A 13,796-nucleotide genomic window follows, 5' to 3' on the forward strand; every position below is an offset into this window, starting at 1 on the left:
ACACCGCGCCAGCCTCGGCGAGATTGGCGCAGTTCCCCGCTGCATCGCGGCTAACGTTGGGTTACGCTTCGTCCTGTCGCGCCACCGCCATGCCGCCCGCCTCGCGCGGGCCAGCCGCGCCGGCGTCGACAGCCTCGACCACCGGGTATGGGAATCTCGCGACCTATGACTGTGTCTCCTTCTGCCGAGCCCGACGCCGTCGACACCCAACGGGTGCGTGACGCCTCGGCGATCGCCCTGCGCAACCTGCACAAACGGTTCGGGCGCGACGCCGTCGCCCTCGATGGTGTCGATCTCGACATTCACGCCGGCGAGTTCTTCACCCTGCTCGGCCCCTCCGGCTGCGGCAAGACCACGCTGTTGCGGATTCTTGCCGGGCTCGAAGCGCCCAACGAGGGCTCGTTGACCATCGGCGGCAAGGACGTCACCACGACCCCGCCGCATCTGCGCAGCGTCAATACGGTATTCCAGTCCTATGCCCTGTTCCCGCATCTCTCGGTGCATGACAACATCGCTTTCGGTTTGCGCATGAAAGGCGTGGCGGCCGCCGAGCGCGAACGCCGGGTGCAGGAGATCGCCGACTTCATCAAGCTCGGCGCGCTGATGGAGCGACGCGTCAACCAGCTCTCCGGCGGCCAGCGTCAGCGCGTCGCCCTGGCCCGGGCCCTGGTCTGCGAACCCGATGTGCTGCTGCTCGACGAGCCGCTGTCGGCGCTCGACGCCGGCCTGCGCAATCAGCTCCAGGTGGAGCTGCAGCGGACGCAGAAGCGCCTCGGCATGACCTTCGTCTTCGTCACCCACGACCAGGAAGAGGCGATGGTGATGTCGGATCGGATCGCCGTCCTCGATGGCGGCGTGATCCAGCAGGTGGGCCCACCGCAGACCGTCTACGAGCATCCGATCAACGCCTTCGTCGCCCGCTTCATGGGCCATGTCAACCTGTTCGAGATCGACTCGGTCAGCGGCGACCGGGTGACCACCGCACTGGGCCAGCTGCGCCTGGAGCAGCCACTGGCGGAGCACGAACGCCACGGCATGCTGCTGATCCGCCAGGAGGTGATCGAACTGGGACCGGAGGTGCCGGAGGGCTACAACGCCCTCGAAGGCGTGGTGCGCGAGCGCCTCTACCGCGGCAGCCGGGTGGAGTACCGACTCGAGGTCGACGGCGTGGTGCTGCTGGCCACCGCCAGCAACCTCGGCCAGCGCCTGCACGCGGTGGGCGACCGGGTAACGGTGAGCATCTGCCCTGAAGACATCGTCAGGCTCGACGCCTGAGGAGACGCGCATGAGCAAGCCCGAGTCCCCCTATCCGCTGGCCGCCCACAGCCGCTCGCTGTCGCCGGATACGCGCCATCTGCTGTGGAGCGTCGCCCCCGGCGTGATCTGGATCGTCGTCTTCCTGGTGCTGCCGAGCCTCTATCTGATCGGCGTCGCCTTCATGACCAATGGCCCCTACGGCCAGCCGCAGATGCCGCTGACCCTGGACGCCTTCAGCCAGCTCGCCGGCTTCGGCTTCCTCGGCTGGAGTCCGGGCAATCTCTATACCCTGCTGCGCTCGCTGTGGCAGACCCTGCTCGCCACTGGCCTGGTGATCCTGGTCGCCTACCCGCTCGCCTATCGCATCTCGATCAGCCGCGAGAAGTGGCGTGCGCTGATGCTGCTGGCGGTGGTGGTGCCCTCCTGGACCAATCAGGTCATCCGCGCCTTCGGCTGGATGAACCTGCTCTCGCCGGGCACGCCGCTGGCCGAGCTGGCCCAGTTCTTCGGCCTGATCGGCCCCAACATGGGGCTCTATCCGTCGAACTTCGCGGTCACTCTGGGGCTGATCTACAACTTCCTGCCGTTCATGGTGCTGCCGCTCTACGCCGCCTTCGAGAAGCTCGATTACGCCCTGGTCGAGGCGGCGCGGGATCTCTACGCCTCGCCGCTGCGTGCCTTCTGGCTGGCGGTCTTCCCGCAGACCCTGCCGGGACTGCTGGCCGGCACGGTGCTGGTGTCGATCCCCGCCTTCGGCATGTACGTGGTGCCGGAGCTGCTCGGCGGCGGCCGCGCCATGATGCTCGGCAACCTGGTCGCCAGCCAGTTCGCCGGCGGCTCCAACTGGCCGCTGGGGGCGGCGGGGGCACTGATCATGCTGCTCGCCACCTTCGGCGGGCTGTTCGCCATGCGCCGGATCGGCAAGCGCCTGAGCGGCGGTGAGGAGGTGGTGATATGAGACGTGGCGCCTTTCACCGCGGCCTGACACTGTTCTGGTGGGTCGTGATGGCCTTCCTCTACCTGCCGCTGGCGGTCATCGTGTTCTACTCGTTCAACGCGGCCAACAGCTCGGCCTACTTCGCTGGCTTTTCGCTGCGCTGGTACGACAAGCTGATCCACAACGACCAGCTGCTCAGCGCGCTCAGCAACACCCTGGTACTGGGGATCGCCTCCTCGACCCTGGCGCTCGGCATCGGCACCCTGATCGGTTATGGCATGTACCGCCATCGGGCGCGCAAGCTCGGCTGGCTGATCGTGCTGATCTATCTGCCGATCGTGATGCCGGACATCGTCTTCGGGATCTCGGAGATGGCGTTCTTCATCAGCATCGACCGCCAGTTCGGCATCCTCGGCCCCAGCCTGCTGACCATGATCATCGCCCACGTCACCTTCCAGATTCCGTTCGTGGCGCTGATCGTCTACTCGCGTTTCGTCGGCCTCGACCCGACGCTGTTCGAGGCAGCCAAGGATCTCTACGCCTCGCCGTTCCAGCGCGCCCGCTTCTTCCTGCTGCCGACGCTGAAGCCATCGCTGATCGCCGCCTTCTTCCTCTCGTTCACGCTGTCGGTGGACGATTTCGTGATCAGCTTCTTCAACGCCGGCCCCGAGAACGCCACCCTGCCGATCTATATCTGGGGAGCGATCCGCCGCGGCGTGTCGCCGGAGATCAACGCCATTGCCACGCTGATGATCGGCGCGGTGCTGATCGCGGCACTCTTGAGCCTCATGTTCAACCGACACAAGCAGCACTGACATCGCGCGCCGGCGCCCAGGCAGCCGGCGCATGCGATCTGACGATTTCGTCGGGCCCCGCCGGGCCCGGTATCGACATCACCCGGAGGTATTCGTCGATGAAGCGCACAACAATCACAACCCGCGTCGCCCTGACCCTGGGCGGCATGCTGCTGGCGAGCTCGGCCTTCGCCCAGGACGCCAACAAGCTGTACCTGTTCAACTGGACGGAGTACATGGACCCCAAGATCATCCAGGCCTTCGAGAAGAAGTACGGGGTCGAGGTGATCCAGAGCTACTACAACTCGCTACCGGAGATGACCGCCAAGCTCAATGCCGGCGGGGTTTCCCAGTACGACATCATCGTCCCCTCCAACTACTACGTGCCGCGCCTGATCGACAGCGGCCTGGTGCAGAAGCTCGACAAGTCGCAGATTCCCAACCTGTCCAACGTCATGCAGCAGTTCGCCGACCCCAGCTACGATCCGGGCGCGCAGTACTCGGTGCCCTACCAGTGGGGCACCAGCGGTATCGTCTACGACACCAACGTCTTCCCCGACGCCCCCAAGAGCTGGTCGCTGCTGTTCGATCCCAAGGTCAATACCGACCAGCCCTTCGCTCTGATGGGCGATGGCCAGGTCAACATGGGCGCCGCCTGCGCCTATCTCGGCTCGGGTTACGACTGCACCGGGGCCGAGGCGTGGAAGCCGGCGGCCAAGTTGATCCTCGACACCAAGCACCGCGGCACCTTCAGCGGCTTCACCGACGGCACGCCGGTACTGCAGCAGATCCAGCGCGGCGTGGTGCGCGCCGGCATCTCCTACAACGGTGACTATCTGCAGCAGAAGCGCGAGAACCCGGAAGCGTTCAAGCACATCGCCTTCATGATCCCCGACGAAGGCACCGAGATGTGGGTCGACAACATGATGATCCCGGCCAAGGCACCGCACCCGGCACTGGCGCACAAGTTCATCAACTTCATTCTCGACGCCAAGGTCGGCGCCGAACTCTCCAACTTCGTCCAGTACGCCAGTCCCAACAAGGCCGCACAGCCCTATCTCGACGCCGACCTGACCCAGCCCCCGGCGCTGCCCGACGAGGCCGACCTGGCGCGTCTGAAGTTCTCGCCCAGCCTGAGCGGCCAGGAGCTGCAACTGTTCCAGCAGCTGTGGCAGGAAGTGCAGTCGCGGTAAGCAAGCGTTACCCGTCGGCGCCAATCGGCGTCGGCGGTCTCCCAGACGGCGCCGAGCGCGCCACAAGGACAGCGTCATGAGCGAAACACCGCATCACGTGCTCGAAGAGTGGTTCAGCCGCCACGGCATCACCGAGGTGGAGTGCCTGGTGTCCGATCTCACCGGTATCCTCAAGGGCAAGATCATGCCCGCCGGCAAGTATCTGCGTGGCGGGCACACCCGCCTGCCCGACTCGATCTTCATCCAGACGGTCACCGGCGGCTATCCCGATGACGACGATATCCGCTTCTGGAACCCGGCCGAGCTCGACATGCAGCTGGTGCCGGACCCCGACTCCGCTTATCTGGTGCCCTGGGCCGACGACCCCACGGCGCAGATCATCCACGACTGCCTCTACATGAACGGCGAACCGGTGGAGCTCTCGCCGCGCCATGTGCTCAAGCACATTCTCTCGCTCTACGAGGCCCGCGGCTGGCAGCCGATCATCGCGCCGGAGGTGGAGTTCTACCTGGTCAAGACCAATACCGACTCCGACTACCCGCTGGAGCCGCCGATCGGGCGCTCGGGACGCCAGGAGAGCAGCCGCCAGTCGTTCTCCATCGACGCGGTCAACGAGTTCGACCCGCTGTTCGAGCAGATGTACGACTACTGCGAAGCGCAGCAGCTGGATATCGACACCCTGACCCATGAAGAGGGTGCCGGTCAGATGGAGGTCAATTTCCGCCACGGCGACCCGCTGCGTCTCGCCGACCAGGTGGTCATCTTCAAGCGCACCCTGCGCGAGACCGCGCTGCGCCACAACATGTACGCCACCTTCATGGCCAAGCCGATGGCCAACGAACCCGGCAGCTCGATGCATCTGCATCAGAGCCTGCTCGACCGCGACAGCGGCGAAAACCTGTTCGCCGGCAGCGGCGGTACCCCCAGCAAGCTGTTCCACCACTATATCGGCGGGCTGCAGCAGTACCTGCCCTCGGCCATGCCGTTCTTCGCCCCCAACGTCAACTCCTACCGCCGGCTGATGCCTGGCGGCAGCAACAGCTCGGTGCCGATCAACACCGAGTGGGGCTACGACAACCGCACCGTCGGCCTGCGCGTGCCGGTCGGCCCGGCGCCCGGCACGCGGGTCGAGAACCGCCTCGCGGGCGCCGACGCCAACCCCTATCTGGTGATGGCGGCCTCCCTCGCCTGCGGTTATCTCGGCATGCTCTCGCAGATCGAGCCGCGCCCGCCGCTGACGGGCTCGGCCTGGTCGATGGGGCATACCCTGCCAGACGACATCGGCCCAGCGCTCAATGCGCTGAGCGAGTGCGCCCCGCTGGCAGACCTGCTGGGCGAACGCTTTACCCGTAGCTATCTGGCGGTGAAGCGCGCCGAGCACTCGGCCTACTTCCGGGTCATCAGCTCGTGGGAGCGCGAGCACCTGCTGCTGCGGGTCTGACCCCCACCGGCGGCCGCGCGACACACTGTTGGCTGCGTCGCGCGGCCGCCTCGACACGAGGTGACACCGCATGCGCCCGACCGCTGCCCTCTGCCTGAGTACGCTCTGCCTGACGCTGAGCGCCGCTGTCCAGGCTCAGACGCCGGACAAGCTCTACCTTTTCAACTGGACCGAATATGCCGACCCCGGCGTGATCAAGGACTTCGAGCAGCAGTACGACGTCGAGGTGGTGCAGAGCTACTTCACCTCGAACGCCGAGATGTTCGCCAAACTGGTCGCCGGCGGCGACGCCCAGTTCGATGTGGTAGTGCCCACCGACTACTATGTGCCAAGGCTGGCGGCGGCCGGCCTGATCCAGCCGTTGGGCGACGGCATCGAGGGGCGCGACAACCTGATGCCGGCCTTCCGTCATCCCAGCTACGACCCCGAGGACGCCTACAGCGTGCCCTACCTGTGGGGCGTCACCGGGATCGTCTACGACAGCACGGTATTCCCCGACCCGGCCCACTCCTGGTCGCTGCTGCTCGACCCCGAGATCAATCCGGACCAGCCCTTCGCGCTGCTCGGCGGCGACCCGCAGGTGCTGTTCGGCATGGCTTGCGCCTACCAGGGCCAGGGCTTCGACTGCACCCAACGCGACGCCTGGATCGCCGCCGCCAAGCTGGTGAGCCAGACCCTGCATCGCCCCAACTTCAGCGGCTTCGCCGACAGCACCGCGGCCATCGACCAGATCGCCCGCGGCGTGACCCGTGCCGCTGTCACCTACAGCGGCGATCTCGACTATCGCAAGGCGGATGCACCGGAGACCTATGGCAAGCTCAAGTTCTTCATTCCGGAAGAGGGGTCCCAGCTCGGCGTGGATACGCTGGTGATCCCCAAGCGTGCGCCCCATCCGCAGCTGGCGCGCGACTTCATCAGCTTCATGCTGCGCCCGGAGAATGCCGCACGCTCGGCGACCTACGCCTACTACCGCACGCCCAACCAGGCGGCACTGCCACTGCTCGACGCCGATCTGCGTGAGGCTTCGCAGCTGAGCGACGCCCAGCGCGCCAAGCTGACGCCAGCACCACAACTGAAGGGCGACCAATTGCAGCTGCTCCAGCAGTTGGCCAACGAGGCGCGCAGCCGCTGAGGCGCGCGCCCGAGCACTCGCCTTCAACCGCTAAAAGCCCCGCCAGACGGGGCTTTCACACCAAGTGTCGCGATCTGCAGACGCCTGTTTGTCAATATGAAAACAGCGTTCAACAATCCGTTGCACCCTTCTCTTCGTCGCCGCCCGACCTACACTGAGCCTATCGAGTGGTGGCGTCTCCCACGCCGCTGCCACCGAAGGAAGGCGGTGCGCCGCCAACAGGACAAGGACGTCGCCCCTGGCGCGTCGGCTCACCTGGACGTGAGCGACGAACGACACGCGCATAGATAGCGCGTCCCTCGCCAGTGGTACTCACTATCAGTAGTCACTGTCAGTACTCGCTACCAGTACCTGGGATCAGCGCAAACCGCGAGGTTTCCGTCCCTGGCTCGACGGAACACGAGCCGGTCCGCAAGAGGAGCAAACTCATGCAGAAATCGATCATCATCGGCGGTGTCATCGCCGCCCTCGGCGTCGCCGGCGGCGTTGCCATTGGTGCCTACCAGTCCGGTGACAGCCAGCCGCAGTACGCCGACATCATCAGCGTCGATCCTATTACCCAGACCTCCGAGACCCCGCGTCAGGAGTGCCACGAGGTGACCGTCACCCATCGCCGCCCGGCGCAGGACGAGCACCGCATCGCCGGCACCGCCATCGGCGCCATCGTCGGCGGCGTGGTGGGTAACCAGTTCGGCGGCGGCAGTGGCAAGAAAATCATGACGGCCGCCGGTGCAGTGGGTGGTGGTATCGCCGGCAATCAGGTCCAGGGACAGATGCAGCAAGGCGACACCTACACCACCACAGAACAGCGCTGCAACACGGTCAAGGACACCAAACAGGAGACCGTCGGCTACGACGTGCGCTATCGCTACGACGGTGAAGTCCACGAGGCCAAGCTCGACAAGAAACCCCAGGGCGAACGCGTCTCCATGCGTAATGGCGAGCCCCAGTGGCAGAGCGCCGGCGGCGCCTGACGCCCCCGCTCACCCCGCTCCCTCCCACCGCGCCGGCAGCTTCTGTCGGCGCGGTCTGCGTCTATCCGGGCAGTGGCGGTTGAGCCGCGCAGCGCGACCGGCTACCCTCTTTTCATTCGTCGAATAAATTCAACACGCGAGCCCGCCATCGTGCCCCAAGCCTCTGCTGCGACCTTCCCTGATCGGCATGTCGACTCCTACTACGCCGCCTCCGCCAACCCAGCCCCGGAACGCCCGCCGCTGCATGGCGAGATCAGCGCCGATGTGTGCGTGATCGGCGGCGGTTTCAGCGGTATCTCGTCGGCACTGCACCTGGCCGAGCGGGGCCTGCGTGTGGTGGTGCTGGAGGCGACACGCATTGGCTTCGGCGCCTCGGGGCGCAATGGCGGGCAGATCGTCAACAGTTACAGCCGCGACATGGACGTGATCGAGGCCAAGTATGGCCAGACCACCGCCCAGGCGCTGGGCAGCATGGCGTTCGAAGGCAATCGCATCATCCGCTCGCGCATTGCCGACTACGACATTCGCTGTGATCTCAAGGAGGGCAACCTGTTCGCCGCCTGCAGCGACAAGCAGATGCAGGGGCTGGTCGAGCACAAGGCGCTGTGGGAGCGCTACGGCCACCGCCAGCTCGAGCTGCTCGATGCCCAGAGCTACCGCCGCGAGATCGGCTCCGAACGTTACGTGGGCGCGCTATTCGATCACTCCGGCGGGCATCTGCACCCGCTCAATCTGGTCCTCGGCGAGGCCGCCGCCTTCGAATCCCTCGGCGGGGTGATCCACGAGCACTCGCCGGTGGTCGAGATCCAGCACGGCGATCCGGTGATGGTACGCACCGCCCAGGGGCAGATCCGCGCCGAACGCGTGATCGTCGCCGGCAACGCCTATCTCAATGGCCTGCTGCCGGAGCTCGAGGGCAAGAGCATGCCCTGCGGCACCCAGGTGCTGGCCACCGCGCCGTTGGACGCCGATACCGCCCGCGAGCTGCTGCCCAACGACGCCTGCGTCGAGGACTGCAACTATCTGCTCGACTACTACCGCCTCTCGGCCGACAACCGGCTCATCTACGGCGGCGGTGTCACCTATGGCGGCCACGACCCGGCGAGTATCGAAGCAGTGATCCGACCCAATCTGGAGAAGACCTTTCCCCAGCTCAAGGGGGTCAAGGTCGACTACACCTGGAGCGGCAATTTCCTGCTGACACTCAACCGACTGCCGCAGTTCGGCCGTATCAACCACAACGTCTACTATGCTCAGGGCTACTCCGGGCATGGCGTGACCTGCACCCATCTGGCCGGACGCCTGATGGCGGAGGCGCTGAGCGGTGAGCTCGAGCGCTTCGACGCCTTCGCCAACCTGCCGCACACCCCCTTCCCCGGCGGCCGCCTCTTCCGCGTGCCGCTGACGGCCCTGGGCGCCTGGTACTACCGGATGCGCGACCAGCTCGGCTGGTGATACTCCTTGCCTGGCGGGCATGCCGCCAGCGCCATAGCGATCGATCACGGGTCGACATGCAGGTCTGACTCGGAGCCAAGAGTCAGACCTGATTCACAGACTCGGCAGGCAAACGCAAGGGGCGGCCACTGGCCGCCCCTCGAGCTAGGTTTTGTACGAAAACTACTGCGCTCGGCAATACGGCGTTAAAAATCGGCTCACTGAACAACGTTCAGAACGTCCGAAGGACGGCCCGAAGGGCGAGCGGAGCGAGTAAAATGCTCATTTACACCCCGTAAACTCCGCGTTTTCGCCGATTTTTGCCTTGTCTTGCCTTCGCTCGCTGACTTTTCGTGCAGAACCTAAGATCTACCCTCGGATCAGAATGTCTGCCACGCCTCTTCGTCTTGGTGACTGCGCTTGGCCGTTAGCGATGCCGGCTGCACGTTGGCGGATTTCGGCTGAGTATCGGGTGCCACAACCGCTTCCTCCGCAACGTCTTCCCCGAGCACAAAGGTATCGACCAGGCCGCGCAGGCGCTCGGCTTCCTGCTGCAAATCGGCCGCTGCGGTCGCCGACTGCTGCACCATGGCGGCATTCTGCTGGGTCATCGCGTCCATCTCCGCCACCGCGGTATTGATCTGAGCGATGCCGCTGTTCTGCTCCTTGGCTCCCGCGCTGATCTCACCGATGACATCGGTGACCCGGTTCACGCTGTCGACGATCTCGCGCATGGTGGTTCCGGCACGATTCACCAGCTCGCTGCCGCTGCGGGTATGCTCGGCCGACTGTTTGATCAACTCACGAATGTTTTTCGACGCCTCCGCCGAACGCCCCGCCAGCGAGCGCACCTCGCTGGCCACCACCGCGAAGCCGCGCCCGTGCTCACCGGCGCGCGCCGCCTCGACGGAGGCGTTCAGCGCCAGGATATTGGTCTGGAAGGCGATGGAATCGATCAGCCCGATGATCTCCTCGATCTGCGCCGCCGACTGGGTAATCTCGCTCATCCGCGCCTCGACCTGGGCCATCGCCTGCTCGCCCTCTTGCGCCACATTGCTGGTCGACTGCACCAGTTGACTCGCCTGGGTGGCGGAATCGGTGGCATGTGCCACCGTGGTGGTGATCTCCTCCATCGAGGCGGAGGTCTGCTGCAGGCTCGCCGCCGACTGCTCGGTGCGCGACGCCAGCTCGCCGCTGGCATCGGCGATCTGGGACGACGTTGCGTGAACGCTGCGGGTACTCGAGCGCACGTCACGCAGTGTTTCCTGCATGCGCCCGACGAAGGCGTTGAACTGGGTCGCGAGTTCGCCCACCTCGTCGCGGCTATCGACGGCGAGGCGGCGGGTCAGATCGCCCTGGCCGCTGGCGATATCCCCCATCGCCTCGGCGGTGCGCCGAATCGGACCTAGCAACCGCCGCACCAGCACGCTGGCGATCAGCGCCGCCAGCAGCACACCCCCGGCCCCCAGCAGCAACGAGCGCCACAGCATGGCGTGGCGATTGCTCGCCGCCTTGGCCTCTGCCGCCGCCATCGCCTGATCGATGGAGGTGGCGTAAATGCCGGCACCGATCATCCAGTTCCAGCCGTCGATGCTCTCGGCGTAGGAGTATTTGCGCTCGACTTTGCCGGTGCCGGGATTGGGCCACAGATAGCTGTAGCGTCCCCCGCCTTGCTGGGCGACCCGGATCAGGTCGGCGATGACATGGTTACCATCGGCGTCCGTCACCCCGAGCATATTGGTCCCCTCCTTCTTGGTGTCGGGGGCAAACACCAGATTGGTGCCATCGAAGGTATAGGCAAAGATGTAGTTGGTGCCGTCGAAGGAGAGCCCGCGCAGCAGATCGCGCGCCTTGGTCTGGGCGGCCTGAGGATCGCTGCCGGCGTTCTCGACCAGCGGCGTGATGGCGGATTTGGCCAGATCGACGATGCCCTTGACCGCCTTGACCTGACTGTCGATCAACAATCGCCGCTGCTCGGCCAGATCTCGACGACTGTCATTGAGGTTGGAGACGATATTGACGCTCACCAGCGCCACGATGATGACAAACAGCGGTATCAGCGTCAGCGCCACGATCTTGGTCTGCAGGCTGAACGCGTGTCTGGCGTGCAAAACGGAGGGTGCCTTCATGCGTACGCTCTCGGTCGTTGGAGTTATCGAGTGAGATCCAGCGACGCGTGACCCTCCCGGCCAGAATCCGATACCTCGCCGCTAACGACACACCCAAACGATTCAACCCGGCAGAATCACGCGCCCACCAAGGTCGATATCGGTGACCATTGATTTAACTTGAATCAACTTTAGTCGCTAGCCCCCTGCCCCAGGCCACCATTCTGCCGCGCCCTGTATATCGGAATGCACCTGCCAGGCGGCGGCAAATACCTGCTCGACATCGACCTGGACACCACGATGACAAGACACTCCCGCCGACAGCGCGACGGGGCCGTCCTTTCTCCGTACTCACAGGTGACTCGGGCTGGCGCCGCGCTACGCTTTGTCTGAAAAAGGCCTGCGCTCGCCCATACGGCGCTAAACATTGACTCGCTGAACAACGTTCAGAACGTCCTTAGGACGGCCCGAAGGGCGAGCGGAGCGAGTAATATGCTCATTTACATCTCGTAAACGGGAGCGCCAGCACGGTCCGTCTGTCGTCAATTTTCGCCTTAGCTACGCGCCCCGGTCCTGCCATCGCTCGCCGTTTCTTCAGACAGCGCTTAGAATGTCTCCCACTCACCCTCGGCGCCTTCTCTCTTCAGCGTGGCCAATTCAGCGCGGGCAGCTCTCGGCCCTGACACCGATGCTTTAATCGCGCCCTCCTCGGCCTCCCCGCCGAGCACGAAGGTGTCAACCAGGCTGCGCAGGCGCTGGGCTTCCTGCTGCAGGTCGGACGCTGCGGTTGCCGACTGCTGCACCATGGCCGCGTTCTGCTGGGTCATCGCATCCATCTCCGCTACCGCGGTATTGATCTGAGCGATGCCACTGTTCTGCTCCTTGGCCCCGGCGCTGATCTCACCGATGACATCGGTGACCCGGTTCACACTGTTGACGATCTCGCGCATGGTGGTCCCGGCCCGATTCACCAGCTCGCTGCCGCTGCGGGTATGTTCGGCCGAACGTGTGATCAGCTCGCGAATACTCTTCGACGCCTCTGCCGAACGCCCCGCCAGCGAGCGCACCTCGTTGGCCACCACCGCGAAGCCGCGTCCATGTTCGCCGGCGCGCGCCGCCTCGACGGAGGCGTTCAGCGCCAGGATATTGGTCTGGAACGCGATGGAATCGATCAACCCGATGATCTCCTCGATCTGCGCCGCCGACTCAGTGATCTCGGTCATCCGCGCCTCGACCTGAGCCATCGCCTGCTCACCCTCCTGAGCCACCTGACTGGTCGACTGCACCAATTGACTCGCCTGGGCGGCCGAATCGGCGGCATGCGCCACCGTGGTGGTGATCTCCTCCATCGACGCGGATGTCTGTTGCAGACTCGCCGCCGACTGCTCGGTGCGCGACGCCAGCTCACCGCTGGCATCGGCGATCTGGGACGAAGTTGCATGAACGCTGCGGGTGCTCGAGCGCACGTCGCGCAGGGCTTCCTGCATGCGACCGACAAAAGCGTTGAACTGGGTGGCGAGCTCACCCACCTCGTCGCGGCTGTCGACGTTCAGGCGGCGTGTCAGGTCGCCCTGGCCATTGGCGATATCGCCCATCGCCGCGGCGGTACGCCGGATCGGGCCGAGCAGCCGCCGCACCAGCCAGACCGTGAGCAGGGCCGCGATACCCATCGCGGCTCCGCCGAGCAACATCGACTCCCAGATCGATGCCTGCAGATGCTGAGTGGCTTCGCCCTCGGCGCTCTCAATTTCCCGATTGATCGAGGTGGCGTAGACGCCGGCACCGATCACCCATCCCCAGGCATCGATACCCTCGACGTAGGAGTATTTGTGCTCGTCGGCACCGGTGGCAGGGTTGCGCCACAGATAGCGATAGATGCCTCCGCCTTGACGCGCGGTCTCGAGCATATGCGAGAAGATGTGGTTGCCTTCGGCGTCGCGCACCTGGCTCATGTCACTGCCTTCGAGTTGCGGTTGGCGCGGCTGGACCAGATTGGTGCCATCGTAGGCGTAGACGAAGACGTAGTTGTCGCCCTCGAACGAAATAGCCCGAATCAGCGCCTCGGCCTGGCGTTTTGCCGCCGCCACATCGCCGTTGGGCGGGTGCTGGACCAGCGGCATGATCGCCGACTTGGCCGTCTCGACCACGTACCTCACCGCTTGCTCGCGGTCGGATGTCAGGCGTTGACGCTGCGACTCCAGAGCGGCACCGCTGGCCTGATGCGTTTTGAAGATATTGAAAGTGACCAACAGTACGCTGAGCAGCAGCAGGGGTATCAATACCAAGGCAAGGACCTTGGTCTGCAGGCTAAACGCCAGACGGCGCGAGGGAGTGTTCGATGTGCTCATGATGGCCCTCCTGGCCATAGCGGGAACTCCCTGAGAGCGCCATTGCGACCTGCCGAGAGTTCTGTCGTGATACGTGGGGTGCCTCATGCACGTAGGAGCACGGGCCAGCCCCAATATCGGCGGCAGCACACAGAACTTAATTAAACTTTGACATCCGGAGCGACGAACGCCCTATGTC

Annotated in this window: 10 protein-coding genes; 8 read left to right on the top strand and 2 right to left on the bottom strand. The window is 64.9% G+C overall.

What is annotated here, in order from left to right:
* Positions 1-165: 165 nt before the first annotated feature.
* The 8 genes from DOM67_RS13430 to DOM67_RS13465 all read left to right on the top strand — a co-directional run bounded on the left by DOM67_RS13430 (position 166) and on the right by DOM67_RS13465 (position 9,183).
* Positions 166-1,275 carry an ABC transporter ATP-binding protein gene (locus DOM67_RS13430; RefSeq protein ID WP_232825258.1) on the top strand — a complete coding sequence of 370 codons (1,110 nt, stop codon included), beginning with the start codon at positions 166-168 and terminating at the stop codon, positions 1,273-1,275.
* A 10-nt stretch (positions 1,276-1,285) separates the two neighbouring features.
* Entirely contained in the window at positions 1,286-2,215 is a 930-nt protein-coding gene (locus DOM67_RS13435) for an ABC transporter permease (RefSeq protein WP_110676747.1), read from the top strand.
* Entirely contained in the window at positions 2,212-3,009 is a 798-nt protein-coding gene (locus tag DOM67_RS13440) for an ABC transporter permease (RefSeq protein WP_110676748.1), read from the top strand. Before DOM67_RS13435 ends, DOM67_RS13440 begins: the two co-directional genes overlap by 4 nt.
* Positions 3,010-3,107: 98 nt before the next feature.
* The gene (locus DOM67_RS13445; protein ID WP_110676750.1) at positions 3,108-4,181 is read left to right on the top strand and encodes a spermidine/putrescine ABC transporter substrate-binding protein; all 1,074 of its coding nucleotides are present in this window, start codon (positions 3,108-3,110) and stop codon (positions 4,179-4,181) included.
* Positions 4,182-4,257: 76 nt separating this feature from the next.
* Entirely contained in the window at positions 4,258-5,622 is a 1,365-nt protein-coding gene (locus DOM67_RS13450) for a glutamine synthetase family protein (RefSeq protein WP_110676752.1), read from the top strand.
* A 70-nt stretch (positions 5,623-5,692) separates the two neighbouring features.
* Positions 5,693-6,754 (top strand): spermidine/putrescine ABC transporter substrate-binding protein, encoded by a 1,062-nt coding sequence (locus DOM67_RS13455; RefSeq protein WP_110676754.1) that lies wholly within the window; start codon positions 5,693-5,695, stop codon positions 6,752-6,754.
* Positions 6,755-7,182: 428 nt separating this feature from the next.
* A complete protein-coding gene (locus tag DOM67_RS13460) occupies positions 7,183-7,728 on the top strand; it encodes a glycine zipper 2TM domain-containing protein (RefSeq protein ID WP_110676756.1) in 546 nt (181 codons plus the stop codon).
* A 150-nt stretch (positions 7,729-7,878) separates the two neighbouring features.
* Entirely contained in the window at positions 7,879-9,183 is a 1,305-nt protein-coding gene (locus DOM67_RS13465; RefSeq protein ID WP_110676758.1) for an FAD-binding oxidoreductase, read from the top strand.
* Between the two features lie 359 nt (positions 9,184-9,542).
* Here the strand turns inward: DOM67_RS13465 and DOM67_RS13470 are convergent, their stop codons facing one another.
* Complete coding sequence (locus DOM67_RS13470; RefSeq protein ID WP_110676760.1) at positions 9,543-11,291, bottom strand: methyl-accepting chemotaxis protein; 1,749 nt, start codon at positions 11,289-11,291, stop codon at positions 9,543-9,545.
* 584 nt (positions 11,292-11,875) lie between these two features.
* Positions 11,876-13,618 carry a methyl-accepting chemotaxis protein gene (locus DOM67_RS13475; protein WP_198651810.1) on the bottom strand — a complete coding sequence of 581 codons (1,743 nt, stop codon included), beginning with the start codon at positions 13,616-13,618 and terminating at the stop codon, positions 11,876-11,878.
* Positions 13,619-13,796 lie beyond the last annotated feature (178 nt).

Origin of the sequence: Salinicola sp. RZ23, from assembly GCF_003206675.1 — a bacterium.
Classification (GTDB): domain Bacteria; phylum Pseudomonadota; class Gammaproteobacteria; order Pseudomonadales; family Halomonadaceae; genus Salinicola; species Salinicola endophyticus.